Origin of the sequence: Streptomyces sp. NPDC059037 (assembly GCF_042740015.1) — a bacterium.
Lineage (GTDB): Bacteria > Actinomycetota > Actinomycetes > Streptomycetales > Streptomycetaceae > Streptomyces.
The window spans coordinates 1-25,571 of the sequence record NZ_JBHYIG010000135.1; the positions used below are offsets into that span (position 1 = coordinate 1).

22 protein-coding genes and 1 pseudogene are annotated in these 25,571 nt (G+C 70.7%); 13 read left to right on the forward strand and 10 right to left on the reverse strand.

The window, feature by feature from the left end; all coding sequences use genetic code 11:
- Positions 1 to 122: 122 nt before the first annotated feature.
- A complete protein-coding gene (gene katG / locus ACFWY6_RS25640) occupies positions 123 to 2,354 on the reverse strand; it encodes a catalase/peroxidase HPI (protein ID WP_384694674.1) in 2,232 nt (743 codons plus the stop codon).
- A 419-nt stretch (positions 2,355 to 2,773) separates the two neighbouring features.
- Between katG and ACFWY6_RS25645 the strand changes: the two genes are divergently transcribed.
- Positions 2,774 to 3,187 (forward strand): Fur family transcriptional regulator, encoded by a 414-nt coding sequence (locus ACFWY6_RS25645; RefSeq protein ID WP_384694721.1) that lies wholly within the window; start codon positions 2,774 to 2,776, stop codon positions 3,185 to 3,187.
- Positions 3,188 to 3,250: 63 nt separating this feature from the next.
- Here the strand turns inward: ACFWY6_RS25645 and ACFWY6_RS25650 are convergent.
- Positions 3,251 to 4,522: pseudogene (locus ACFWY6_RS25650) on the reverse strand (phosphoribosyltransferase family protein); the annotation flags it as partial.
- A 121-nt stretch (positions 4,523 to 4,643) separates the two neighbouring features.
- Here ACFWY6_RS25650 and ACFWY6_RS25655 point away from each other — a divergent pair.
- Both ACFWY6_RS25655 and ACFWY6_RS25660 read left to right on the forward strand, forming a co-directional pair.
- Complete coding sequence (locus tag ACFWY6_RS25655; protein ID WP_384694677.1) at positions 4,644 to 5,390, forward strand: PP2C family protein-serine/threonine phosphatase; 747 nt, start codon at positions 4,644 to 4,646, stop codon at positions 5,388 to 5,390.
- 39 nt (positions 5,391 to 5,429) lie between these two features.
- Positions 5,430 to 6,557: a CapA family protein gene (locus ACFWY6_RS25660; RefSeq protein ID WP_384694680.1), complete on the forward strand. Its 1,128-nt coding sequence runs from the start codon at positions 5,430 to 5,432 to the stop codon at positions 6,555 to 6,557.
- Positions 6,558 to 6,577: 20 nt separating this feature from the next.
- On the opposite strand, the gene ACFWY6_RS25665 is transcribed toward ACFWY6_RS25660, so the two are convergent.
- Positions 6,578 to 7,273, reverse strand: a complete 696-nt coding sequence (locus tag ACFWY6_RS25665; protein ID WP_384694683.1) for a helix-turn-helix domain-containing protein — start codon at positions 7,271 to 7,273, stop codon at positions 6,578 to 6,580.
- Positions 7,274 to 7,617: 344 nt separating this feature from the next.
- Here ACFWY6_RS25665 and ACFWY6_RS25670 point away from each other — a divergent pair, with 344 nt between their 5' ends.
- Entirely contained in the window at positions 7,618 to 9,081 is a 1,464-nt protein-coding gene (locus ACFWY6_RS25670; RefSeq protein WP_384694685.1) for an NCS2 family permease, read from the forward strand.
- Positions 9,082 to 9,135: 54 nt separating this feature from the next.
- On the opposite strand, the gene ACFWY6_RS25675 is transcribed toward ACFWY6_RS25670, so the two are convergent.
- A complete protein-coding gene (locus tag ACFWY6_RS25675) occupies positions 9,136 to 10,263 on the reverse strand; it encodes an NADH:flavin oxidoreductase (RefSeq protein WP_384694688.1) in 1,128 nt (375 codons plus the stop codon).
- A gap of 115 nt (positions 10,264 to 10,378) precedes the next feature.
- Between ACFWY6_RS25675 and ACFWY6_RS25680 the strand changes: the two genes are divergently transcribed.
- Positions 10,379 to 10,813, forward strand: a complete 435-nt coding sequence (locus ACFWY6_RS25680; RefSeq protein ID WP_384694690.1) for a MarR family winged helix-turn-helix transcriptional regulator — start codon at positions 10,379 to 10,381, stop codon at positions 10,811 to 10,813.
- Positions 10,814 to 10,817: 4 nt separating this feature from the next.
- On the opposite strand, the gene ACFWY6_RS25685 is transcribed toward ACFWY6_RS25680, so the two are convergent.
- From ACFWY6_RS25685 to ACFWY6_RS25695, 3 genes are all read right to left on the reverse strand, one after another.
- Positions 10,818 to 11,285: an NUDIX hydrolase gene (locus ACFWY6_RS25685; RefSeq protein WP_384694693.1), complete on the reverse strand. Its 468-nt coding sequence runs from the start codon at positions 11,283 to 11,285 to the stop codon at positions 10,818 to 10,820.
- A 25-nt stretch (positions 11,286 to 11,310) separates the two neighbouring features.
- Positions 11,311 to 11,790 carry an iron chaperone gene (locus ACFWY6_RS25690; RefSeq protein WP_384694695.1) on the reverse strand — a complete coding sequence of 160 codons (480 nt, stop codon included), beginning with the start codon at positions 11,788 to 11,790 and terminating at the stop codon, positions 11,311 to 11,313.
- Between the two features lie 123 nt (positions 11,791 to 11,913).
- Entirely contained in the window at positions 11,914 to 12,369 is a 456-nt protein-coding gene (locus tag ACFWY6_RS25695; protein ID WP_384694724.1) for a carboxymuconolactone decarboxylase family protein, read from the reverse strand.
- Between the two features lie 189 nt (positions 12,370 to 12,558).
- Between ACFWY6_RS25695 and ACFWY6_RS25700 the strand changes: the two genes are divergently transcribed.
- Complete coding sequence (locus tag ACFWY6_RS25700) at positions 12,559 to 15,021, forward strand: tetratricopeptide repeat protein (protein ID WP_384694698.1); 2,463 nt, start codon at positions 12,559 to 12,561, stop codon at positions 15,019 to 15,021.
- A gap of 54 nt (positions 15,022 to 15,075) precedes the next feature.
- Here the strand turns inward: ACFWY6_RS25700 and ACFWY6_RS25705 are convergent, their stop codons facing one another.
- Complete coding sequence (locus ACFWY6_RS25705; protein ID WP_384694700.1) at positions 15,076 to 16,584, reverse strand: DUF2142 domain-containing protein; 1,509 nt, start codon at positions 16,582 to 16,584, stop codon at positions 15,076 to 15,078.
- 247 nt (positions 16,585 to 16,831) lie between these two features.
- Between ACFWY6_RS25705 and ACFWY6_RS25710 the strand changes: the two genes are divergently transcribed.
- Positions 16,832 to 17,425: a TetR/AcrR family transcriptional regulator gene (locus ACFWY6_RS25710; protein ID WP_384694702.1), complete on the forward strand. Its 594-nt coding sequence runs from the start codon at positions 16,832 to 16,834 to the stop codon at positions 17,423 to 17,425.
- Positions 17,426 to 17,430: 5 nt separating this feature from the next.
- On the opposite strand, the gene ACFWY6_RS25715 is transcribed toward ACFWY6_RS25710, so the two are convergent.
- Both ACFWY6_RS25715 and ACFWY6_RS25720 read right to left on the reverse strand, forming a co-directional pair.
- Positions 17,431 to 19,476, reverse strand: coding sequence for a discoidin domain-containing protein (locus tag ACFWY6_RS25715; RefSeq protein ID WP_384694705.1), 2,046 nt, complete (start codon positions 19,474 to 19,476; stop codon positions 17,431 to 17,433).
- Between the two features lie 169 nt (positions 19,477 to 19,645).
- A complete protein-coding gene (locus ACFWY6_RS25720) occupies positions 19,646 to 20,074 on the reverse strand; it encodes a YjbQ family protein (protein WP_360775767.1) in 429 nt (142 codons plus the stop codon).
- Between the two features lie 102 nt (positions 20,075 to 20,176).
- On the opposite strand from ACFWY6_RS25720, the gene ACFWY6_RS25725 reads away from it, so the two are divergent.
- The 6 genes from ACFWY6_RS25725 (at position 20,177) to ACFWY6_RS25750 (ending at position 25,550) form a co-directional block, all read left to right on the forward strand.
- Entirely contained in the window at positions 20,177 to 20,260 is an 84-nt protein-coding gene (locus ACFWY6_RS25725; protein ID WP_353962314.1) for a putative leader peptide, read from the forward strand.
- A gap of 154 nt (positions 20,261 to 20,414) precedes the next feature.
- Positions 20,415 to 21,302: an ABC transporter permease gene (locus ACFWY6_RS25730; protein ID WP_384694708.1), complete on the forward strand. Its 888-nt coding sequence runs from the start codon at positions 20,415 to 20,417 to the stop codon at positions 21,300 to 21,302.
- A complete protein-coding gene (locus ACFWY6_RS25735; protein ID WP_384694711.1) occupies positions 21,275 to 22,066 on the forward strand; it encodes an ABC transporter ATP-binding protein in 792 nt (263 codons plus the stop codon). Before ACFWY6_RS25730 ends, ACFWY6_RS25735 begins: the two co-directional genes overlap by 28 nt.
- A 62-nt stretch (positions 22,067 to 22,128) precedes the next feature.
- On the forward strand, positions 22,129 to 23,172 hold the full coding sequence (locus ACFWY6_RS25740; RefSeq protein WP_384694713.1) for an ABC transporter substrate-binding protein: 1,044 nt from the start codon (positions 22,129 to 22,131) through the stop codon (positions 23,170 to 23,172).
- Positions 23,173 to 23,174: 2 nt separating this feature from the next.
- A complete protein-coding gene (locus tag ACFWY6_RS25745) occupies positions 23,175 to 24,383 on the forward strand; it encodes an LLM class flavin-dependent oxidoreductase (RefSeq protein WP_384694716.1) in 1,209 nt (402 codons plus the stop codon).
- Positions 24,384 to 24,437: 54 nt separating this feature from the next.
- A complete protein-coding gene (locus tag ACFWY6_RS25750) occupies positions 24,438 to 25,550 on the forward strand; it encodes an NAD(P)-binding domain-containing protein (RefSeq protein WP_384694718.1) in 1,113 nt (370 codons plus the stop codon).
- Positions 25,551 to 25,571: the final 21 nt, after the last annotated feature.

Sequence of the window (25,571 nt, forward strand, 5' to 3'; positions counted from 1 at the left end):
CCCTTTCTGTGTGTGGGGGGCTGTTTTTTGTTTACACCCCCCCGCCGCACCCCGCCGCCCCCCACCCGGGGGCCGGGCCCCCCCCCGGGGGGGCGGCCCGGGCCGCCGTCGTCCTATGCGCCTCAGGCCAGGTCGAACCGGTCCAGGTTCATGACCTTGTCCCACGCCTTGACGAAGTCCTGCACGAACTTCCCCTTCGCGTCATCGCTCGCGTAGACCTCCGCGACCGCACGCAGCTCGGAGTTCGAGCCGAAGACGAGGTCGGCACGGGTGCCGGTCCACTTGACCGCGCCCGTGGCGGCGTCGCGGCCCTCGAACGTGTCCTGGGCCTCGGACGTCGACTTCCACTCCGTGCCCAGGTCGAGCAGGTTGACGAAGAAGTCGTTGGTCAGCGTCCCGGGCTTGGTGGTGAGGACGCCGTGCTTCGACTGCTGGTGGTTGGCGCCGAGGACGCGCAGACCACCGACGAGGACCGTCAGCTCGGGGGCGCTGAGGGTCAGCAGGTTCGCCTTGTCGAGCAGCAGGTACTCGGCACCGAGGCGGTTGCCCTTGCCGATGTAGTTGCGGAACCCGTCGGCGCGCGGCTCGAGCGCGGAGAACGACTCCACGTCCGTCTGCTCCTGCGACGCGTCGGCGCGGCCCGGCGTGAACGGGACCTCGATCTCGACGCCGCCGTCCTTGGCGGCCTGCTCGACACCGGCGGCGCCGGCCAGCACGATCAGGTCGGCGAGCGAGATCTGCTTGCCGCCGCTCTGGGCCGAGTTGAAGGAGTCCCTGATCCCTTCCAGGGTGCGCAGCACGGTCGCCAGCTCGTCCGGCTGGTTGACCTCCCAGCCGCTCTGCGGCTCCAGGCGGATACGGGCGCCGTTGGCGCCGCCGCGCTTGTCGCTGCCGCGGAAGGACGAGGCCGACGCCCACGCGGTGGACACCAGCTGGGACACCGTCAGGTCCGATGCGAGGACCTGGCTCTTGAGGGCGGCGATGTCCGCCGCGTCGACGAGCTCGTGCGTGACCGCGGGCAGCGGGTCCTGCCACACCAGCTGCTCCGCCGGCACCTCCGGGCCGAGGTAGCGCACGATCGGGCCCATGTCGCGGTGGGTCAGCTTGAACCAGGCGCGAGCGAAGGCGTCCGCGAACTCCTCGGGGTTGTCCTTGAAGCGCCGCGAGATCTGCTCGTAGGCCGGGTCGAACCGGAGCGAGAGGTCGGTCGTGAGCATCGTCGGCGCGTGCGTCTTCGACGCGTCGAAGGCGTCGGGGACGGTGCCCGCCCCTGCGCCGTCCTTCGGACGGTACTGGTACGCGCCTGCCGGGCTCTTGAACAGCTCCCACTCGTAGCCGAAGAGGATCTCGAAGAAGCTGTTGTCCCAGGTGACCGGGGTGTTCGTCCAGATGCCCTCCAGACCGCTGGTGATCGCGTCGGCGCCCACACCGGTGCCGTTCGTGCTCTTCCAGCCGATGCCCTGCTGCTCCATCGGGGCGGCCTCGGGGTCGGGACCGACCTTGTCCGCGTCGCCCGCGCCGTGGGTCTTGCCGAAGGTGTGGCCGCCCGCGATCAGGGCCACCGTCTCCTCGTCGTTCATCGCCATCCGGCGGAACGTCTCACGGATGTCACGGGCCGCGGCGATCGGGTCCGGGTTGCCGTTGGGGCCCTCGGGGTTGACGTAGATGAGGCCCATCTGGACGGCGCCGAGCGGGTCCTCGAGCTCCCGGTCGCCGGTGTAGCGCTCGTCGTCGAGCCAGGTGGTCTCGGGACCCCAGTAGACGTCCTCGTCGGGCTCCCAGACGTCGGGGCGGCCGCCGCCGAAGCCGAAGGTCTTGAAGCCCATCGACTCCAGGGCCACATTGCCGGTGAGGATCATGAGGTCGGCCCAGGAGAGGCTCTGGCCGTACTTCTTCTTGACCGGCCACAGCAGACGGCGGGCCTTGTCGAGGCTCGCGTTGTCCGGCCAGCTGTTGAGCGGGGCGAAGCGCTGCTGGCCGGCGCCGGCGCCGCCGCGGCCGTCGCTGATGCGGTAGGTGCCCGCGCTGTGCCAGGCCATCCGGATCATCAGCGGGCCGTAGTTGCCGAAGTCGGCGGGCCACCAGTCCTGCGAGGTGGTGAGCACCTCGGCGATGTCGCGTTTCACCGCGGGCAGGTCGAGGGTCTTGAAGGCCTCGGCGTAGTCGAACTCCTCACCCAGCGGGTTCGCCACGGCGGGGTTCTTGGCGAGGATCTTCAGGTTGAGCCGGTCCGGCCACCACTGGCGGTTTCCGCCGCCCTGGGTCGGGTGCGGTGCGCGTCCGTGCGCGACCGGGCAGCCGCCTGTCTCCTCCGGCTTCGGGTCGGTGACGATCGCGTCATGGTTCTCAGTCATGGGAATCCTTCCGGACGGGGCGGATCACAAAGCTCAAGAACTGCGGAGTGGTGCGTAGGCCGGGGCACGGGCCGCCGAAGGCGGGGTGGTCACCGACCGGGCACCGGCGCGCACACGGACGATGCGCTCGGGGTCGACGGGGGCAGGTTTCTCCAGCAGGATCTGGTCCTCGAACGGCTCCAGGCCGTGGACTCCCGCCTGCTCGCCGTACCGATGGTCGGCGAGCGGTGCACCGGATGCCGCGTCGAGCGGACCCGTCTGCTGAAGTCACGCGCTTTTCCCTGCTGTTGCCCTGTCCCTTGGCTGTCGGCCGGAACCGATCCTACGATGGACCAAGTCCAAGTCAATACGACAGACAGGGCGCCGTACGGATTCATTCGTCGGACGATGCTCAACGACGCAAAGTTAGGCTGGTGGACATGAGCGACCTGCTCGAACGGCTCCGCGGACGTGGCTGGCGGATGACCGCTCAGCGCCGGGTGGTCGCCGAGGTGCTCGACGGCGAACACGTCCATTTCACCGCGGACGAGGTGCTCGCGCGCGCCACCGCCCGGCTGCCGGAGATCTCCCGTGCCACCGTCTACAACACCCTCGGTGAGCTCGTCTCGCTCGGCGAGGTGGTCGAGGTGGCCACCGACGGACGCGCCAAGCGTTACGACCCGAACGCCCACCATCCGCACCAGCACCTGGTCTGCTCCGGCTGCGGCGCCATCCGGGACGTGCATCCCGACGGCGACCCGCTGACGGCGCTGCCGCCCTCCGAACGGTTCGGCTTCCGGGTGTCCGATGTCGAGGTGACCTATCGGGGACTGTGCCCGGAGTGCGCCGGGTAACTCACGGTGCCCGTGCGGCTGTTCCGGCACGCCGGGGCCGCCGGCACCGGGCCGACCGTCCTTTGCTGTCAAGTAACTGATGAACCAGTCCCTGGCCAGGTCGGCCACCTGGTCCAGGGCTCCCGGTTCCTCGAAGAGGTGCGTGGCCCCCGGGACGATGTCGAGGCGGTTCTCGCAGCGCAGTTCCGCCTGGGCGGCACGGTTGAGGTCGACCACCATCGGGTCGTGCCCGCCGACGATGAGCAGGGTCGGTGCGCGTACGTCGCCGAGGCGGGGCGCGGCGAGATCGGGCCTGCCGCCCCGGGAGACCACGGCGCCGACAGCTCTGTCATCGGCCGCGTCGTCAGCGGCTGCCCGCAGCGCCGCCGCGGCCCCGGTGCTTGCTCCGAAGTAGCCGATCGCCACGGACTCGCGCTGCCGCAGCCAGCGGGTGGCCCCCGACAGCCTCGCGGCCAGCGTGTCGATGTCGAAGACGTTCGCCCGGTCGCCCTCCTCGGCGGGAGTGAGCAGGTCGAAGAGGAGCGTGCCGAGGCCCGCCGCGCGCAGGGCCGACGCCACCGACCGGTTGCGCGGGCTGTGCCTGCTGCTGCCGGAGCCGTGGGCGAACATCACCACCGCGCGGGCGCCCTCCGGCAGAGCGAGGTCTCCGACAAGGCCGATACCGCCCGCGTCGATCTCGACCTCGGCCTCGACGGGTCCGGAGCGGGCGGCCTGCGCCAGGTAGGCGATCACTTCCTCGTCGGTGGTCTGCGAGAAGTCCCGGTACCACTGGCCCACGGAGCCGAACAGGTCCGGCGCGGCCAGGCACACCACTTCATCCGCCACCTCGCGCAGCCGGTCCAGCGTGTCCGCCGGAGCCGTCGGCACGGCGAGCACCACGCGGGCCGCGCCCTGTGCCCGTGCGACCCGGCAGGCGGCAGCAGCCGTGGCGCCGGTCGCGATCCCGTCGTCCACCACGATCACCGTGCGGCCGTCGACCGTTGTCCGAGGGCGCCCGTCGCGGTACCGCCGCGCCCGCCGCAGCAGTTCCTCTTCCTCCCGGCGCTCGACGGCGGCGCGCTCCGCGGGCCGGATGCCGCAGTGGCGCACGATCTCCTCGCTGATGACGCGTACGCCGCCTTCGCCGATCGCCCCGAAGCCCAGTTCCGGCTGGTAGGGGACGCCGAGCTTGCGGACCACGATCACATCGAGCGGGGCACCGAGCGCCCGCGCCACCTCGAAGGCCACCGGCAGGCCGCCTCTGGGCAGGCCCAGGACGACCGGCCCTTCCTCCCGCAGATGCCGCACCGCTCCGGCCAGGCGGCGCCCGGCATCCACACGGTCGCTGAACAGCACAGTGTTCGCCCCATCTCGTTCGGCACCTTCCATTGTCGCGCTCCGACCGCGCTCGCGGCGGCGCACGGCGCGACAATGGAGGTGCGGAAAGCGCCCGCCCTGGCGGAGAGGCGGGATGGAGATGCCGTACGTAACGGTCACCGCCCTGAGTCACCCGGGGCTCATGCGCGATCACAACGAGGACAGTCTGGCCGTCGGGCCATGGACGCTGTGCGGAACCGTGACCGAGAACCCGCAGACGCTGGGGTTCCCGCTCGGTACGCCGCTCGTCGTGGCGGTCGCCGACGGCATCGGCGGCCAGCCGGCCGGCGAGGTCGCCAGCAGCCTCGTGGTCCGGCACCTGGCTTCGCTCGGACCCACCCTGGACAGCGAACAAGCCGTGCGTGACGCGCTGGACGCCTGCAATCACTCCGTGTACGCGGTGGCCGACGGTGACCCGGAGCTGATCACCATGGGGACGACGGTCGCGGGGATCGTGGTCCTCCCGACGGAACTCCTTGTGTTCAACGTCGGTGACAGCAGAGTGCTGGACGTGAGCGGCAGCGATGCGGCGCTGCACCGCATGAGCGTCGACGACAGCCCGGCACCGGAGCCCGGCCGGCGCACCACGTCGATCGTCACGCAGTCGCTCGGCGGCGCTCCGCGGTTCACCCCGATCACACCGCACATCAGCACGACGCCCCTCACCACGGGGCGACGCTACTTGGTGTGCACCGACGGCCTGACCGACCCCGTGCCCGAGGAAGCGATCGACGAGGTGCTGCGGGCCCAGGACGGCGGGCGGGCGGCCTTCGGACTGTGGAAGTCCGCCATCGAGGCCGGCGGCCCCGACAACATCACCCTCGCGCTGATCGGCATCGTCGACTGATCGGCTCATCGACCCCACGACACCCCAGGGAGAGGCCGCATGACCACGCTGTTCGTCTGCGGCGACGTCATGCTCGGCCGTGGTGTGGACCAGATACTGCCGCACCCCGGCGACCCGGAGCTGCGCGAGCGATATGTGCGGGACGCCAACGGGTACGTCGCCCTGGCGGAGGCGGTGAACGGGCCCATCCCGCGTCCGGTCGACTTCGCGTGGCCCTGGGGGGACGCGCTGGAGGTCCTTGCGGCGGCCGCGCCCGACGCCCGCGTCATCAACCTGGAGACCAGCGTCACGCGCGGCGGCTCGTTCGCGCCGGGCAAGGGCATCCACTACCGGATGCATCCCGGCAACGTCCCCTGCCTGGCGGCCGCCCGGCCCGACGTCTGCGTCCTGGCCAACAACCACGTCCTTGACTTCGGCCGCCGCGGGCTGACGGAGACGCTCGACTCACTGGCCGACGCACGGCTGCGGACGGCCGGCGCGGGCCAGGACGCAGACGCGGCGAGCCGCCCGGCGAGCGTCCCGCTCGACAGGGACCACCGGCTCCTGGTCTTCGCCTTCGGCATGCCGTCCAGTGGCGTTCCGTACGGCTGGGCGGCGGCCGAAGACCGCAGCGGGGTGAGCTTCGTGGCTGACACGTCCGACGCCGCCGCTGCCGAAGTGGCCGACCGCGTACGGCGGACGAAGCGTCCGGGCGACATCGCGGTGGTCTCCGTCCACTGGGGCTCCAACTGGGGTTACCGCGTGCCCCGGGACCAAGTCGCCTTCGCGCACGCCCTGATCGACGCCGGAGCGGATCTCGTGCACGGCCACTCATCGCACCACCCGCGCCCCCTAGAGACGTACCGAGGCAAGCTCGTCCTGTACGGCTGCGGCGATTTCATCAATGACTACGAGGGCATCACCGGGTACGAGCAGTACCGCGACGACCTGCGGCTCCTCTACCTGGCCTCACTTGAGCCCGGCACGGGCCGGCTCATCGAGCTGCACATCGTCCCGCTGCAGTCCCGGCGCATGTGTCTGCGCCACGCCTCGCCGGAAGACGCCCGGTGGCTGCGCGCCCTCCTCGACCGGCTCGCCACGGGGTTCCACCCCTGCGTGGCCACCGGCTCGGAGCTCACGCTGCGGGCGGCCGGGGGTCAGATGCGGTCGGCGGCGATGAGGGGGTAGCTCGACGCGCTCGGCCGCCGTCACATGTTCAACAGCGACCAGAAGCGGTCGACGATCTGCTCCAGATAGGCCCGGCCCTGCTCGCCGGACGCGGACTTGCCGACCATCCCCCGGCTCAAGGTCGCGGTCATCAGGTTCTGGTACTCCTGGTGCATCAAGCGCAGCGGCGCTTCGAGCATCTTTCGGTCGATACCGGTCAGTTTCGCAAGGGCTCGGGAGTGCGCCTGCCAGCGGGTGCTGACCGCCTCGCCGAGCAGTTCGGCCAGGCGGCCGTTCGCGCCCGTGACCGCGAGACGGTCGCGCACGGAGAGCCCGAGCACGGACGCCAGCGCTCCTGACTGGCGCGCGTCACCCGTCCATACGCCCGTGCGCTCGGCGGCCTCGTATGCGGCGGTGTCCATGCCGACCGCACGGGCGACATCGACGGCGGCATAGCCACGGATCAGCCGATGCTCCCTCAACGCACGGGGCGTACCGATGAGTTGGGTCGGCTCGCACCACAGCACGGCGGCGAGTGCGGCGAGTTCGCCCGGGTTGGGCGCGGCGATCCCGCGTTCCCACGCGGCGATCGTGTCGGGGGTGATGTGCCCCATGCCGAACGAGGCGCGCATCCCGTGCGCGACATGGCCGGGAGCCATGCCGAGGGACTCGCGGATGCGGCGCGCGGCACCGGCGTCGAAGGGCGGGGGCGGGTCATGGGAGGGGGGACCAGGCACAGCCCGGGATAATAGAGACAGATGATCGATTTGGCTACTGTGCGTTCCACAGACCCCACATTTAGTGCATAGATCCAGGGGCGGTTTTCGTGCATACATCCAGCGGGCGCGGGGTGTAGCCGCAGAATCTCCATAACGTCCTTGCAACCATTGCCACTTCGGGGCAATCGAGCGCGCATCGCCGACCATCCGTCCGTATGATCCACAGCGCTTCGCATGTGCGTTCGCGCATCACGCCGCCGACGACGGAGTCGGATGTTCATCCAACAGTCCCCTGATTCCGGATGCGTTCATCCGCGCACGCTCCATGCGCTCCCAAGTCATGCGCACATCCTGGAGAGTTGATGAAACCCAGCGCGACCGGCGCTCCGCACGACGCGTACCCGGCACCCGGCGGACCCCGTGTCCCCAGCGGTCCGCTCGACCGCTACTTCCGCATCAGTGAACGCGGGTCGACCTACGGCCGGGAGATACGCGGTGGATTCGCCACGTTCTTCACGATGGCGTACATCCTGGTGCTCAACCCGATCATCCTCAGCGGCGCCAAGGACAAGACCGGCGCCGAGCTCGACCCGGCCCAGCTGGTCACGGCCACCGCGCTCGTGGCCGCCGTGATGACGGTCATCATGGGCATCGGCGGCAACCTCCCGCTCGCGCTCGCGGCCGGACTCGGTCTCAACGCGGTCGTCGCCTTCCAGCTCGCCCCGTTGATGACGTGGGACGACGCGATGGGCCTGATCGTCCTCGAAGGCATCATCATCTGCGTGCTGGTCCTGACCGGTCTGCGCGAGGCGGTCATGCATGCCATCCCGCAGCCGCTCAAGCAGGCCATCAGCGTCGGCATCGGCCTGTTCATCGCGTTCATCGGCTTTGTCGACGCCGGGTTCGTCACCCGCATCCCGGATGCCGCGAACACGACCGTGCCGGTCCAGCTCGGCACGGGCAACCTCACCGGCTGGCCGATGTTCGTGTTCTGCTTCGGGGTCGTGCTGACGATCGTGCTGCTCGCCCGCAAGGTCAAGGGCGCGATCCTCATCAGCATCGTCGTGACGACCGTCCTCGCCCTGGTCCTGAACAAGGCGGCGGACATCAAGACGTGGGGCCTGACCACGCCCGATTTGCCGGACACCCTCGTGGACAGCCCCGACTTCGGGCTGCTCGGCAAGTTCGACGTGTTCGGTGCCTTCGGTCAGGTCAGCGTCGTCACCGTACTGCTGCTCGTCTTCACGCTCATCCTGTCCGACTTCTTCGACACCATGGGCACGGTCGTCGGTGTCACGGCGGAGGCGGATCTGCTCGACGAGCAGGGCCAGGTGCCGGGTCTTGGCCGGGTGCTGCTCATCGACGGCGCGGCGGCGGTGGCGGGCGGTGCCGCGTCGGCCTCGTCCGCGACCACGTACATCGAATCGGCGGCGGGTGTCGGCGAGGGCGCCCGCACCGGCTTCGCCAACCTGTTCACCGGCGGCCTGTTCGCCATCGCCCTCTTCCTCACCCCGGTGCTGACCATCGTGCCCATGCAGGCGGCGGCGCCCGCGCTCGTCGCCGTCGGCTTCCTGATGATGACGCAGGTCAAGCACATCGACTGGGACCGCTACGACATCGCGATCCCGGCGTTCCTGACCATCGCCGTCATGCCGTTCACGTACTCCATCACCAACGGCATCGGCGCCGGCTTCCTCGCGTACGTCATCATCAAGACCGCGCTCGGCAGGGCCCGCGAGGTGCACTGGCTGCTGTGGGGTGTCTCGCTGCTGTTCGTCGTCTACTTCGCCATCGACCCGATCGAGCAGCTGCTCGGCGTCAAGTGACGAAAGCGGGCCCAGGGTTGAACTCCTGGGCCCGCATCATCCGTAACTGCCGCGCTAGCTCAGCGTCTTCAGCGCCGCGGCGTCGTACGGCTTCAGCTCCGCGGTCCGGTCCCCCAGGACCTTCGCCGCCCACTGCGGGTCCTGGAGCAGGGCGCGGCCGACGGCGACCATGTCGAACTCGTCGCGCTCCATGCGGTCCAGGAGGTTGTCGATGCTGCCGAGCGCGGCGCCTTCGCCCGCGAACGCGCGGATGAAGTCACCGTCGAGGCCGACCGAGCCGACGGTGATGGTGGGCCTGCCGGTGAGCTTCTTGGTCCAGCCCGCCAGGTTGAGGTCCGAGTCCTCGAACTCCGGGAGCCAGTAGCGGCGCGTGGAGGCGTGGAAGGCGTCGACGCCCGCCGCGGCGAGCGGGGCCAGGATCGCCTCCAGCTCTTCCGGGGTCTCGGCGAGGCGCGCGTCGTAGGCCTCCTGCTTCCACTGCGAGTAGCGGAAGATCACCGGGAACTCGGGCGAGACGGCCGCGCGGACCGCCGCCACGATCTCCGCCGCGAACTTGGTGCGGGCCACCGCGTCGCCGCCGTAGGCATCCGTACGGCGGTTCGTCCCCTCCCACAGGAACTGGTCGAGGAGATAGCCGTGGGCTCCGTGCAGCTCGACACCGTCGAAGCCGATGCGCTCGGCGGCCGCGGCGGCCTCGGCGAAGGCGCCGATGACGTCGTCCAGGTCGCTCCGGGTCATCGCCTTGCCGGTGCCCTCGGTGCCGTCGACGCGGATGCCGGAGGGGCCGACGGCCGGCGCGTCGGGGTAGGGCGCCTCGCCCTGCTTGCGCACCATGCCGATGTGCCACAGCTGCGGGACGATCGTGCCGCCCGCCGCGTGCACGTCCTCGGCGACCTTCGCCCAACCCGCGAGCTGCTCCTCGCCGTGGAAGCGCGGCACACGGTCACTCTGTCCGGCCGACTCGTGGCCGACGTACGTCCCCTCGGTGACGATCAGGCCCACGCCCGCGGCGGCGCGACGGGCGTAGTACGACCGCACGTCCTCGCCCGGAACGCCGCCCGGGGAGAACATGCGCGTCATCGGCGCCATCGCGATCCGGTTCGGGACGGTCAAGCCGTTCAGCGCGACGGGCCGGGACAGAATCTCGGCCGCGCGGGAGGCCGAGGACGTAGTGACGGTCACGGTGGTGCTCCTCGTGGAAACTTGACAACTTAGATGCTTGATAAACTCAAGCAACGCCTAGACGGTAAACGCCGATATTTAAGATCGTCAAGTTTCGCGAGGTAAAGTGACCCTCATGACAGGCTCTCCCCGCACCGACACGGCCCAGCTGATGGAGCTGCTCTCGCTGTCGCTCGGCGCCTACTACGGCGACTTCACGCTCGCGGCGGCCAGCGAGAACCTCACGGCCAGCCAGGGCAAGGCCCTGACCGTCCTGCGCCGCGGCCCCGCGGCCATGCGCTCCCTGGCCGACACGCTGGCCTGCGACGCGTCGAACATGACCGGCATCATCGACCGCTTGGAGAAGCGCGGCCTGGTCCGCCGGGAGCCAAGCCCCTCCGACCGACGCGTCAAGAACGTCGTCCTCACCACGGAGGGCGAGCGCGCCACCGACGCGATCCGCGCCAAGATGCACACCACGCAGGAGGGGCTGGACCGCCTCACCACCCAGGAGCGCGACACCCTGCACACCCTGCTGGAGCGAGTCTTCCTCGCGCAGCCCGCCGTCTGACCCCTCAGTGCTGGATCAGGCCACCGACCGGGACGGAAGCGACGTGGCCGGTCACCGGAGCGGTCCGCGCCAGGGCGAGGCCGATGTCGACCAGCGATGACCGGCGCAGGAGAGCGACGTCGGGGATCGGGGTCCACACCGACTCGGCGGTTTCGCCGTTGGGCTCGGGCCGGAGCCGGCCGCCTGTGATGCGGACCTCGTAGAAGATGCCGACGTTCTGGTGCTCGACCCCCGCACGCGCGGCGGCCGCCGGGATCACCCTTGAGTCCACGCCCAGCAGGCGTTCGACCACCGCGTCACAGCCGGTCTCCTCGGCGACCTCACGGATCACGGCGTCGAACGGATCCTCCGCTTGCTCGACCCTTCCGCCCGGGAGCGTCCCATTGGTTTCGCCCTGCGGTGGAACGTGGTGGGCGAGCAGCACCCGCCCGTCCTCGATGCACACGGCGTACGCCGCCAGCCGGAAGCTCATCCCCCACATCTACCACCGGCCCGCCTCAGCTCACCGCCCTCTTCACCAGCGCCCCGATCCTCGCCTCGTCCTCGGCCGTCAGCTCCTTCAGTGCGAAGGAGGCCGGCCACATGGTGCCGTCGTCGAGGTTCGCCTTGTCGCTGAAGCCGAACGTCGCGTACCTCGCGTTGAACTTCTGCGCGCTCTGGAAGAAGCAGACGACCTTGCCGTCCTTGGCGTAGGCGGGCATCCCGTACCAGAGCTTCGGCGCCAGGGCCGGCGCGGCCGCCCTGATCACGGCGTGGATGCGTTCGGCCATGACCCGGTCCGAATCCAGCATCTCGGCGATCTTCGCGAGCACGTCGGCCTCGTCCTCCGCCGCCTTGTCGGCGCGTGATGCGCGGCGCGCGGACGCCTTCAGTTCCTGGGCGCGCGCCTTCATCGCGCCGCGTTCCTCATCCGTGAATCCGTCGAACTTCTCGGCGGTCGCGGTGGTGCCGGTGGCGGGGCTCTGGGTGGACTTCATGGCAGTTCCTTACGGTGCGTGGCTGCTGGATGTGAGGGGCGGGAGGAGCCGCCGGCGCGGCTTCTCCCGACGGGGGCGAGCTGGTGGTCGGGGGGGACGGCGGAGCCTATGTGCCGGGTGCCGTCAGCCCCACGCGCCGGCGATCTGGCGGGTCGAGGCGTTGAGCCGGTTGAAGAGGTTGGTCACGCCGATCATGAGGACCAGCGCCGCCAGCTGCTGCTCGTCGAAGTGCGTGGCGGCCGCGTCCCACACCTCGTCGTTCACCGCGTCGGGACGGTCGGCGAGCCGCGTCGCGGCCTCGGCAAGCGCGAGTGCGGCCCGCTCCGGCTCGGTGAAGTAGGGAGCCTCGCGCCAGGCGGCGACCGTGGCGAGGCGCTCGTCGCTCACGCCGGCCTTGCGGGCCGTCTTCGCGCCGCCGTCGACGCAGGCGCTGCAGCCGTTGATCTGGCTGACCCGCAGGTGCACCAGTTCCAGGGTCTGTCCGTCCACCCCTGCGGAGTGCACGGCCTTGAAGAGCGTCTGGATGGGCTGCATCGCGTCGGGCAGGACGACGGCGGGGTTCTTCATACGGGACTGCATCATGATCTGCTCCTCGTTCCGGTCGGAGTTCCGGTCGGCGCCCCGTTCCCTCGGGGCGTGACTCCATATCAGCCGGATCCGCTCGCCACGACCACGGCGACGGGACACCGTGGGACACGTGAAACAGCCTTGAGCTGCGGCGACTTGGCCAGGTAAGTTCCTGCCGCAACGGGACACGGGGGGCACTTGATGGATGGTCCGCAGCGGGCGACGAAGCCAGACCCGCAGAACGAGCTGGCCGCCCGGCTGCGGCTGCTCCAGGAACTGTCCGGGCTCGGCGTACGGGCCCTTGCACGGGACACCGACCTCAGCTCGTCGTCGCTTTCGCGCTACCTCAGCGGCCAGACCGTCCCGCCCTGGCCCGCGGTGATCGCGCTCTGCCGGCTCGTCAAGCGCGACCCCCGTCCCCTTCGCCCCCTGTGGGAGCGGGCATCCAACCCCCTCCCCGCTCCCCCGAAGTCCAGCCGCCAGGGCCGGCCGAGGCCCCGCAACGATCTGCCGCGCGACGTGCCCGACTTCACCGGCCGCGAGGCCCAACTCGCCACCGTGCTCGCCGCGGTGGACAGCCACCGGGTCGTCGCGATCGACGGCATGGCCGGTGTCGGCAAGACCTGTCTGGCGATGCACGCCGCGCACCGGCTCGCCGCCGATCACCCGGACGCCCAGCTCTATGTGGACCTGCACGGCTTCACCGAGGGCCGCGAGCCGCTCGACCCCGACTCCGCCCTGCGGATGCTGCTCGGCGCACTCGACGTCCCGTCCGAGAAGGTCCCGCGGGAGGGCGTCGAACAGCTCGCCGCCTGCTGGCGCTCCGAGCTGGCCGACCGGCGGGTCGTCGTGGTCATCGACAACGCAGCCGATGCCGACCAGGTCCGCCCGCTGCTGCCCGGCGCCGGTACGTCCGTCGCGCTGATCACCAGCCGCAACCGGCTCATCGGCCTCGACGAGGTACCCCCGGTGTCCCTCGACGTGCTGAGCCCGCAGGAGAGCGCCGAGCTCCTCGCCCGTGCCAGCGGCGACCCGAGCGGTCCCGACGGACGGCTCGGCCGCGACCCGGAGGCCGCCGCCGAGGTGCTGCGGCTCTGCGGCCATCTGCCGCTCGCCCTGCGCCTCGCCGCGGCCCGGCTGCGGCACCGGCCGGGCTGGACGGTGGGCATCCTCGTCGAGCGGATGGCCGAGGGAGCGAGCGAGTTCGACACCGCGTTCGCCATGTCCGTACGGCAGTTGGACCGCTCCCAGGCCCGCCTGTTCCGTCTCCTCGGCCTGCTGCCCGGGGGTTCCTTCGACGCGTACCTGGCGGCGGCGCTCGCGGACGTGCCGCTGCACAGCGCGCGGGCGATGCTTGAGGACCTGGTCGACGCGCACCTCGTACAGGAGTCGACGGCCGGCCGCTACCGGCTGCACGACCTGGTGCACCAGCACGCGCGGCGGGCCGGCGCGGAGCAGGACTCACCGGCCGAGCGGGAGCGGGCCCTTGGCCGCTTCCTCGACTACTACGTGCACGCGGCGGCCGCCGCCGACGCCGCGATGCCGTTCCTGTCCCCCGGCCGACCGCCCTCCGCGGGCCAACCCCCGGCCGCCCTCCCGAACTTCGCGGACAAGAACGCGGCGTTCGCCTGGCTCGTCGCGGAGTACGAGAACTTGGTGGCCGCCTTCGAGACGGCCGCCGCCGTCGGGGCCGACGCGCACGTGTGCGAGCTGCCGCGCTTCCTGCGGGCGTACTTCGCGCGGCGCTGCGGCACCACACATCTCAACGTGCTCTTCGAACGGTCACTGGCCGCCGCCGAGCGCCTGGGCGATCCGCTGCAACTGGCCGACGCGCACAGCGACCTGGGCTTCGCGCGCTACAACGCGGGCCGTATGACGGAGGCCGCCGCCGCGTACGAGGCGGCACAGCCGCGGCTCTCCCAGGCAGGGGACTCGGCATCGGAGGCCGAACTGGCCATGCGGCGCGGCTATTTGAAGTGGGACGAAGGGCATGTGGAGGAGCCGCTCGAACTCTTCAAGCAGGCGAGGAAGTTGTACGAGCAGGCCGGCTGCCCGGCGGGCGAGGCCCAGGCTGCCGCGTCGGAGGCCTGGGCGATGCTGCAGCTGGGACACCGCGAGGAGGCGGCGCAGCGGGCCAGGCAAGTGCTCGGCATGCCCCACACCGACCCCGCGTGGCCGCCCGCGCTGACGGCCCGGATCACCCTCGGCGTGGCCATCGCCCATGAGCAACCGGACGAGGCGGCGGAGCACCTGCGTCAGGCGCTGGCGCTGGCACGCGAGGACGGACACCTGCACAACGAGGCGTGGTGCCTCAACTGCCTGGGGGTGGCACTGCGGCGGATGGGCCGCTACGAGGAGGCGCTGGCCAGCCACCGGGAAGCGTTCGCGCTCCTGGACGAGCTCTTCGAGGAGCACTGGAAGGTCCGCTTCCTGAACGGCTACGCCGAGACCTGCCGCCTAGCGGGCCTGCCGGACGAGGCCCTGCGCCTGCACCGGCAGGCGCTGGAGCTCGCCCCGGTGCTGGGGTACGGCCACGAGGCAGCGCTGGCCCACGAGGGCATCGCGACCGTCCTCGACGAGACGGATCCGGCGGCGGCCGCGGAGCACCGTGCGGCGGCCCAGGCGGTACCGGCGCCGGTCACTCGGGAGTCGGCAACTCCCTGAAGCACGGCGCGAGTTCGCCGCGGGAGCCGGTGCCGAGCCGGGAGTATCCGTGCCTCAATCGGCGGGGACGTGTGCACCCACCGCGGGGCTCACATGGATGCGCAGGTCGCCGAACCGGTGGGACGGCCAGCCGTCGGCGTACTCCGGCGGCTCGTCGCTCGCCGCCGCGAGGGCGGCCGTCGGCGTGTGCCGTGCCGTCCGCAGGATCTCCGCCTGGGTGATGCTGGCGTTGTGGCCGTGCGTCTGGGCGGATGCGCACCCGGCGTAGAAGGCGATGGGCAGGGCCTCGGGCCCGGACAGCACGCACGGCGGCCGCACGCCGATTCGGTGGAGTTCGGATGCCGTGCCGGCCCAGTCGCGGCGCGAGGCGGTGGAGCGGTCCACGGCGTCCTCCAACACCGCGTACTGCACGGCCAGATGCCCGGCCATGGCGAGCGCCACCAGCGTCACGGCCACCGGCCGCCACTCGCGGCGCGTGGTGGTGACCAGGTGGGTGAGGGCGTCGGCGACCGGGATGGCGAGCAGCGCGTAGAAGGGCAGCAGGAAGCGCGGCGCGGCGTATCCGATCATGAACAGGTACGGGATGCTCGCCGTCGTGGCGCACACCAGCGGCAGCAGTGTGCGCGCGGTACGCCCGGACCTGACCGCGACCACGAGGCCGAGTCCGGCGAGCAGCGGAAGGGCGAACCACCACGCGATCAGCTCCGGGTCCGGAATCGAGCCGGTGCACGGCCGGCACAGCGTCTGGCCGCGGAGACTGCGCAGCTGATCGCCGATGGCGATGTTCCAGCCGAGACCGCCCTGGATCCGGGACGCGTCGGCGAGCCGCGCGCCCAGACCGCCGAAACTGACGTACGCCTCGACGATCCACCCGACGGCGCCGGTCGCGAGACCCGCGACGCGCGCCGCCAGCGGTCGTGGCCGCCGCCGGCGGCGGACGCAGACCAGCAGAACGAGCAGGGGGAGGGTCACCCAGACGGCGTCGGTGGGCCGCATCCACGCCATCAGCGCCGCGCTCGCGCCCAGGCCCCACAGCGCGGCCCGGTCGGAGCGGTCCGCCTGGGCCCGCAGGAGACAGCCGACACCCGCCAGAGCGCCGATCGCGACCCAGTAGTTGGGCATGACCTCCGGGCCGTAGAAGACGGTCACCCAGAGCGTCGCGAACAGGGCGCCGGCCAGGGCGAGGACGCGTACGGGAAACAGCCCGCGCCAGGCGCGCAGCGCAAGGAAAAGGCCGAGCCCGGACAGCAGGGCGAGATAGACCCGCAGAAGTTCGGTGGACGACGACCACGAGGCGATCGGCGCGACGAGCAGGGAGATCCCGCGGGCACGGGGCGCGCTGAAGAACGCCGCCGGAGCATGGCCGCTGACCTGGCTGACGTACACCGCCTCGTCCCAGCCGAGGCCCATCCCGGGCCGTACGAGGGCCAGTTGGGCCAGCACGAAGCCGACCGCCACGGCCGCCGGCAAGCCTCGCCCTCCGGTACGTCGCGAAGTACGGACGGCCGGCATCGGGCCGCGGCGCTCCGCTTCGACGAGCCGGACGTTCAAGGTGTTGACCATCGCCTGCCTTTCACCCGTCCACGTCTGAGGGTTCCTCCGCTCCGCAGGACGCAGACCGAAGGAACGTAGATCAGTAAAAACGAGGACAAATTACCCCGAGCCGGTCAGGAGCGCAGGGCGAAGGCGTCTATTCGGAGGAGCCTGTGAGCTTGATGCCTCGTCAGCCGAGGAAGCCCAGTCGCACTTGACGGTCGGGGTCGGCTCGCCCCTGCGACGTATGCTTGCGCCGGTCAGGGGAGGAGGGGCCATGGGGCGAATGCCGTCGGCGCAGCGGCGCAGGCAACTGGTCGAGGCCGCGATCCGGGTGATGGCCCGCGACGGCGTCGCGAAGACCACGACGCGGTCCGTCGTGGCGGAGGCGGGCGTCTCGCTGAGCGTCTTCCACTACTGCTTCGACTCCAAGCAGGAGTTGCTCGAAGCGGTGATGGACACCATCTCCGAGCACTCCGAGTCGGACGTCCTCACCACGCTCATCCGCAGACCCACCCTGCGCGAGACGATCCGCGCAGGGCTCCAGGCGTACTGGGACCATGTGCTGGCCAATCCCGGCGAGCACATGCTGACGTACGAGCTCACCCAGTACGCCCTGCGGGAGCCCGGCTACGAGCATCTCGCCCGGCGGCAGTACGAGCGCTATGTCGCGGCCCACACCAAGGTGATCCGCCAGCTCCCGGCCGTCCTCGGCGTGGAGCTGGCGGTGCCCGAACCCGCGGCCGCCAGGTATCTGGCCGCGCTGACCGACGGGCTCACCCTGAACTTCCTCGTCCTTGGCGACGAGGAGAAGGCGGGCGACGTACTGGACGTCGTCGCGGACCAGATCCTGACGCTCGTACGGGAGTGACCAGGTCAGCGGCTGTAGACCGCTGCCTTGTTGATCGAGTAGCCGTACTTGGTGGCCCGCGTCACGCCGTGGATGCGGACGTAACGCGCCTCCACCGGCTTGAACACCGCGTTGTCCAGGCCTCCGTCCGCGCTGTCCGTGGACCACACGGTCCGCCACGAGGTCCCGTCGTCCGAGACCTCGATCCGGTAGGCCCGTGCGGAGGCCTTCTCCCAGTCGAGGGAGACCTTGCCGACCGTACGGGAATCGCCCAGATCGAGCCGCAGCCACTGGTCGTCCGACCAGCCGCTCGCCCATCGCGTACCGGTGTCGCCGTCCACGGCCTTCCCGGCGGCGTAGCTGGTGAACGGGTTCCACTCCGTGTCACTGGCGCTCGCCGCGGCGTCGGCGGCGAGGTCGGGTGCGGGCTTGTGGCCTTCGGTCGCCTTCCAGGTGCGCAGGTAGGACTCCGCGCCGCCGAGCAGGTCCTGCACCGTGTCCTTGCCGTCGCTGAGCCGCATCTGCTCGAGCCAGTCGGGCACCATGCCGACATGGGCCGCACCGTCGGTGTTGAAGTCCCAGGTGCGGTCGCCGGTGCGCTGCCGGTCGACGACGGAGCCGCCGTCGGCGGTGCGGAAGGGGTACTTGACCGCGTTGGGGGCATCGGGTCCTTCCGGTCCCGGCCAGCCGCCGACGCCGTTCATGTCGGTGCCGTAGCCGAGTCCGACGCCGTACTTCTCGCGCAGCGGCTTGGTCCCCGCGGACTCCTTGGCGAAGCTGTCGGCGCTGGACATGTACGAGGACTTGAAGCCGCCGAGCCGGTAGAGCCGCTCCAGCCAGCCGTCGTCCATCCAGCTGTGGCTGGAGAGCACGCCGGGGTAGTCCGCCGACTCCAGCATGTCCAGGGCGCGGTCGGCTGCTTTCACGCTCATGTGGTCGACCTCGAGCATCATGTTGCGCTTCATCATCCCCTTGACCGCGTACTCGCCCAGGCGGGTAAGACCGCGGGTGTTGCACTGCGCGTCGCTGTCGTACGTGGGGACCTTGGCGCCGGCGGGGAGCAGCTTGGCCACCTCGGCAGGGGCGGCCGCGTTGCCTGAGGGGTTGTCGTGCTGCGGACCGCTGCACTTCTCCGTACGCCAGAAGGTGCCGGTGGAGAGGAACTGGCCGATGTTCACGGCCGTTCCGATGGTGCCCGAGTCCATCCGCACCCCGCAGAGCGCGTTGTCGAACTTGTGGCACAGGAACATGCTGCGCACACCCAGCTTGTGCAGCTCGTCCAGACCGCTGTCGATGTCGGTCTGGCTGCACTGGGGTACGTCGAGGATCTGCTTGCAGCCGAAGGGCTCCGAAGTCTCGACGCCGAGCACCACGGCCAGCTTGCCCTCCTCGGCGACCTGGCGGGCCTGGGCGGAGTCGGTGACGATACGGAAGAAGCCCTTGCCCTTTCCGCCGTAGATCTTGTCGATGTAGTCCTGCATCTCGTAGGTCTTACGGGCCTCGAGGCGGATGGCGTCCATCTCGTCGCAGCCGCGGTCCCTGACGTAGATCGAGCACAACAGGCCGTTGGACACCAGGTCGTTGACCAGGATCCGCTGGCCGCCGCGCCAGGCGCGCTCCAGCCATGCGTAGTAATTCTGCTGGTGGCTGAGGGAGTTGTGAGCCGGCCAGTGCTTGAACGTCGGCCAGCCCACCGGGTCGTGGTGGCCGTCCGCACCGCCGGTGACGTTCTCGAAGAGAGCGAGCGCGCCGTCGGGGTAGTGCTCGGGGCAGTCCTTGAGGGCATCGGCGACGCCCTCGGTGGAGAACGCCTTGCCGCAGATGATGCGGCCGCCGAAGCCCTCGTTGGACATCAGGTGATTGTGCCCGTCGACGAATCCGCGGACCCGGCCCTTGCTGTCCGTGCCGCGGAAGGGTTCGCCGGTGACGTTGATCTGCGAATCGGCGGCGGGCCGCGCCGTGGGCTCCCACCAAGGGGTGTCGGCGCCCGCGGCCGGTGGGGAGCCGACGGTGAAAGCCAGCAGGAGGGCGACGACAGCGGCAAAGAGTCCGCGTCTGCGCAGGAGGGTCATCCGGGGCCACCTTCGCTGTCCGGGATGGGCGCGCGCTAACTTACTCGCGCGTAGGTCCCGTCGAGAATGGCGCGGCCCTGACAACCAGTCAAGAGTCCGGGACGGATGACCTATTTGACATGCCGTCAGCCCCGGCGGCGGTCAGAGCCCTGGCCCCGTTTGCCCCCCTTCAGGAACCCCCGAGAAAGCTCAACCGCACCTGACGGTCGGGGTTGTCCCGGTTCGTATCCACCAGGCACACCGACTGCCACGTCCCCAGCTCCAGCCGGCCCCCCAGCACCGGCAACGTCGCGTGCGGCGCCACCAGCGCCGGCAGGACGTGGTCGCGGCCATGGCCGGGGCTGCCGTGGCGGTGCTGCCAGCGGTCGTCGGCCGGGAGCAGGGTGTGCAGGGCGGCCAGGAGGTCGCTGTCGCTGCCCGCGCCCGTTTCCAGGATCGCGATGCCGGCGGTCGCGTGGGGGACGAAGAGGTTGAGGAGGCCGTCGCGGCCGGCCGCCGCCACGCGCAGGAAGCGCTCACAGTCGCCGGTGAGGTCGAAGACCTTCTCGGCCGAGCCGGTGGTGATGTTCAGGACATGGGTGGTGAAAGCGTCGGACATGAGGCCATCCTCCCGCACGCCCACTCCCATTCACTGATACGCGGCGTCCGCCTTTCGAGACGGCGTTGACCGTACGTGGACGATCTCGCTACGTTCTGCGGCATGTTGCGTTCAGCCCTGCTCACCACGCGCGGTCACATCGACCTGCTGCGGGTGGCTTCTGCTGCGTGTCGTCCCGGCTGCTGACGTTCCCTCAGCCCGCTTTTCCTTCTTCGCGCTTCTCTGCCGCGCCTGCCTTCGCCGCCCTCTCCGCCCTGCCGCTTGCGCGCGGTTGATCCCACCGTCCCGCGCGTAGGCCTTTCGGGTATCGGGCGGCCCTCCCTCCTGCCGTGGAGCACCCATGAGCATCAGTCATGCCCCGCCGGATTCACCGCCAGACATTTCGGAAATATCCAAGTCCGTGGAGGACACACCGCCGACCGGGCCCGAACTCGTCCCCATCATCCCCTCGTCCACCCGGCGCACCCGCGTCCCCCGCTGGCTGCGCCGCACCTCCGGCCCGCTCGCGCTGCTCGCCCTGTGGCAACTCCTCAGCTCCACAGGGGTGTTGACCAAGGATGTCCTCGCCTCGCCAGGGACCATCGCCGGCGTCGCCCGCGACCTCATCAGTGACGGGTCGCTGACCTCCGCCATGGGGGTGTCCCTGCAGCGCGTCGCGATCGGGCTGCTGCTCGGCGCCGTCGTGGGGACCTCGCTCGCCCTCGTCTCGGGGCTCTTCCGCATCGGTGAGGATCTCGTCGACGCCAGTGTGCAGATGCTGCGCACCGTGCCGTTCGTCGGGCTCATCCCGCTGTTCATCATCTGGTTCGGCATCGGCGAGGCGCCCAAGGTCGCCATCATCACGCTGGGCGTGTCGTTCCCGCTGTATCTGAATGTGTACGCCGGGATTCGCGGGGTCGACTCGCAGCTCATCGAGGCCGGGGAGTCGCTGGGGCTCTCGCGGTGGGGGCTCGTGCGGCACGTGATCCTGCCGGGCGCGCTGCCGGGGGCGATGACGGGGCTGCGGTACTCGCTCGGCATCGCCTGGCTCGCTCTCGTCTTCGCCGAGCAGATCAACGCGGACTCGGGCATCGGCTTCCTGATGGTCCAGGCGCGTGACTTCCTGCGGACCGACGTGATCGTGGTCTGCCTGATCGTCTACGCCTTCCTCGGCCTCGTCGCCGACTTCATCGTCCGCACCCTCGAAAGGCTGCTGCTGCAATGGCGACCGACGTTCACCGGCCGGTGACCCCCGCCGGCAAGGCCCCGACCGCCCCCGCCGCGCAGCCGACTTCGGCCGTACGGGTCGAAGGTCTTACCCGCTCCTTCGACGGGCGCGCCGTCATCGATCAGCTCGAACTCGACGTGAAGCCGGGTGAGTTCGTGGCGCTGCTCGGGCGCAGCGGCTGCGGCAAGTCGACCCTGCTGCGCATTCTTGCCGGGCTCGACCGGGACATCCAGGGGACGGTCCTCGTGCCGCGCCGCAAGGCCGTCGCGTTCCAGGCGCCGCGCCTCATGCCGTGGAAGCGCGTGTGGCGCAACGTACTGCTCGGCCTCAAGGGAAAGCCCCAACGTAGCCTCGCCGAGCGGGCGTTGGAGGAGGTCGGTCTCAAGCACCGTACGAACGCCTGGCCCAAGACGCTGTCCGGCGGTGAGGCCCAGCGTGCGTCGCTGGCCCGCGCGCTTGTGCGCGAGCCCGATCTGCTGCTGCTCGACGAGCCGTTCGGCGCGCTCGACGCCCTCACCCGCATCAAGGCCCAGCGGCTCGTCGACGAGCTGTGGCAGCGGCGCGGGTGCGCCGTGCTCCTTGTCACGCACGACGTCGAGGAAGCGGTGCTCCTCGCCGACCGGGTGCTCGTCATGGACGAGGGGGTCATCGCGTACGAGACACAGATCGATCTGGACCGGCCGCGCGGCATCTCCGATCCCCGCTTCGCCGAGCTGCGCGCCGAACTCCTTCGGCGCCTGGGCGTCGACGCACCCGCCCACGCGGAACCCGCCGCCGCGGCGTGAACCACCGGCCGTTGCCCTCCCCCGTGACCAGCACGAACACACCGAACGGACGCACACTCACCATGCGACGACACCTCGCCGCCCCCGCCCTGCTCCTCCCCCTGGCCCTGCTGCTCGCCGCCTGCTCCGGCACCTCGTCCGCCGGCACATCGGCGGGCGGCGCGGGCGGCGGCACCGACGGGAAGGGCTCGCTCACCCTCAACGTCGGTGACCAGAAGGGTGGTTCGGAGGCCGTGCTGCGCGCGGCCGGGGAACTCGACGACCTGAACTACAAGATCCGCTGGTCGACCTTCACCTCCGGGCCGCCGCTCCTGGAGGCCGTCAACGCCAAGGCCGTCGACATCGGTGCCGTCGGCAACACGCCGCCGGTCTTCGCGGCGGGCGCCGGCTCGAAGATCTCCGTGGTGGCCGCGAGTCACGGCACGGCGGCGGGCGAGGCGATCCTCGTCCCGAACGACTCGCCCCTGAAGAAGCCGCAGGATCTCAAGGGCAAGTCCGTGGCCGTGGCGCAGGGGTCGTCGGCGCACTTCCAGTTGATCGCGTCCCTGAAAGAGGCGGGGCTCGCCTTCAAGGACGTCAAGGTCAAGTATCTGCAGCCGGCCGACGCGCTGGCCGCGTTCACCAGCGGCAAGGTGGACGCGTGGGCCGTCTGGGACCCGTACACCTCGCAGGTCCTGCAAGGGAAGCAGGGCCGCGTCCTGACCGACGGCGACGGTGTGGTCAACGGCCTCAACTTCCAGGTGGCCGCGCCCGGCGCGCTGGGCGACAAGAAGAAGTCCGCGGCCATCGCCGACTATCTGAAGCGGCTGCGCAAGGCGCAGGACTGGGTCCACGACCACCCGGAGGCGTGGGCGAAGGTCTGGGCGAAGGACACCGGTCTTCCGTACGAGGTCGCGCTCGACGCGGTCAAGCGCAGCAACGGCACCCGGGTCCCGGTGGCCGTGGACAAGAACGCGATCGCCTCCGAGCAGGAGATCGCGGACACCTTCACCGATCTGAAGCTGATTCCGCGCCGTATCGACTTCGGCGACTTCGTCGACACCCGCTTCAACGGCGACCTGCCGCCCTCCACCAGCAAGCCGCGCACCTACGGCAAGGAGTCCTGACCATGACCGTCCACCTCAACTGGTTCCTGCCGACCGGCGGCGACGGCCGTACCCTCGTCGACCGGCACGCCTACACCGACGGCGGCGTCAAGCGCTCCCGCGTCACTCCGGTCAGCGGGGTGCGGGCCCCCGACATCGACTATCTGATCCAGATCGCCAAGGCGGCCGAGCAGTTGGGCTTCGAGGCGGTGCTCACGCCGACCGGGACGTGGTGCGAGGACGCCTGGCTGACGACGGTCGCGCTCGCCCAGCACACCGAGCGGCTGAAGTTCCTGGTGGCGTTCCGGCCCGGCGTCATCTCCCCCGTGCTCGCCGCGCAGATGGCGGCCACGTATCAGCGGATCACTCGGGGACGGCTGCTCCTGAACGTCGTCACGGGCGGCGACTCCACCGAGCAGCGGCGCTTCGGCGATCATCTCGACCACGATCGCCGGTACGCCCGTACCGATGAGTTCCTCTCGGTCGTCCGGGGAGTCTGGAGCGGCCGGCCCTTCGACTTCGACGGCGAGCACTACCAGGTGGAGGGCGGCCTCACCGCGCTGCCGCCGGACCCGCTGCCCGAGATCTTCTTCGGTGGTTCGTCGGCGGCTGCCGGTCCTGTCGCGGCGCGGCACACGGATGTGTATCTGACGTGGGGCGAGCCGCCGGAGCAGGTCAAGCAGAAGATCGACTGGATCGCCGGGCTCGCCGAGGAGGAGGGGCGCACGGTCCGTTTCGGGATCCGGCTGCACACGATCTCCCGCGACTCCGCCGCCGAGGCATGGGCCACGGCGAACCGGATGCTCGACGATCTCGACCCGGACACCGTCGCCGCCGCGCAGCAAGCGCTCGGCCGCAGCGAGTCCGTGGGCCAGCAGCGGATGCTCGCGCTGCACGGCGGTTCCCGCGACGACCTGGAGATCTCGCCGAATCTGTGGGCCGGGGTCGGGCTGGTGCGGGGCGGCGCGGGCACGGCCCTGGTGGGCAGTCACGCGGATGTGGCCGACCGGATCGAGGAGTACCACTCCCTCGGCATCGAGCACTTCGTCCTGTCGGGCTATCCGCACCTGGAGGAGGCGTACTGGTTCGGGGAGGGCGTGATCCCCGACCTTGCGGCGCGCGGGCTGCTGCCGCGCATTCCGGCCTCGCAGCTGGCCGGGGTTCCCGCGGTGAACGGACGTCCGGCGTCCGCTCCGGGGGGTGCGCCGCTGCTGGTGGCCGGAGGCCGCTGACCAGCGGGTGCGCCGCGCGGGAAGATCCCGGGCCCCGATGGAGTTAGTAGAAACGTGAACGACATCGGGGCACGGGACGCGGCCGCACAGCAGGCGGCACAAGAGGTGGACGTGGTCGTCATAGGCGCCGGGCAGGCAGGTCTGTCCAGCGCCCACCATCTGCGCAGGGTCGGCTTCGAGCCGGACCGGGACTTCGTCGTCCTGGACCACTCGCCCCGGCCCGGCGGCGCATGGCAGTTCCGCTGGCCGTCGCTCACGTACGGAAAAGCGCACGGCATGCACGCGCTGCCCGGCATGGAACTGACGGACGCCGACCCCGAGCGCCCCTCGTCGGACGTCATCCGCGAGTACTTCGACGCCTACGAGCGGCGCTTCGACCTGCGGGTGCGCCGCCCCGTCGACGTACACAAGGTGCGCGAGGGCGACGACGGGCGGCTGCTCGTCGAGACCTCGGCCGGGACCTGGGCGACGCGGGCGCTGATCAACGCCACGGGCACGTGGGACCGGCCGTTCTGGCCGCGCTATCCGGGGCAGGACACCTTCCGCGGGCGGCAGTTGCACACGGCCGTGTATCCGGGGCCCGAGTCCTTCAAGGGGCAGCGGGTGATCGTCGTGGGCGGCGGGGCGTCAGGCACCCAGCATCTGATGGAGATCGCGCCGTACGCCGCCGAGACCACCTGGGTCACACGGCGGGAGCCCGTCTTCCGCGAGGGACCGTTCGACGAGAACTGGGGGCGCTCGGCCGTCGCCCTGGTCGAGGAGCGGGTGCGGCAGGGGCTCGCGCCGCAGAGCGTGGTGTCGGTGACCGGACTGCCCGTCAACGACGCCATCCGGCGGGCGCGGGCCGACGGGGTGCTCGACCGGCTGCCGATGTTCGACCGCATCACGCCGAGCGGCGTCGAGTGGGACGACGGGCGGCGGGTGGACGCCGACGTGATCCTCTGGGCCACCGGATTCCGCGCGGCGATCGAGCACTTGGCGCCGCTGCGGCTGCGCGAGGCCGGGGGCGGCATCCGCCTCGAAGGCACTCGGGCCGTCGCCGACCCCCGCGTCCACCTGGTGGGGTATGGGCCTTCGGCCAGCACGATCGGCGCGAATCGCGCGGGGCGGGCGGCCGTCGGGTCCCACCCGCGCCGCCATGAAGGGGCGCCCGTCGCGGGTTGTTGAGCAGTGAGGGGGTGGTGCTAA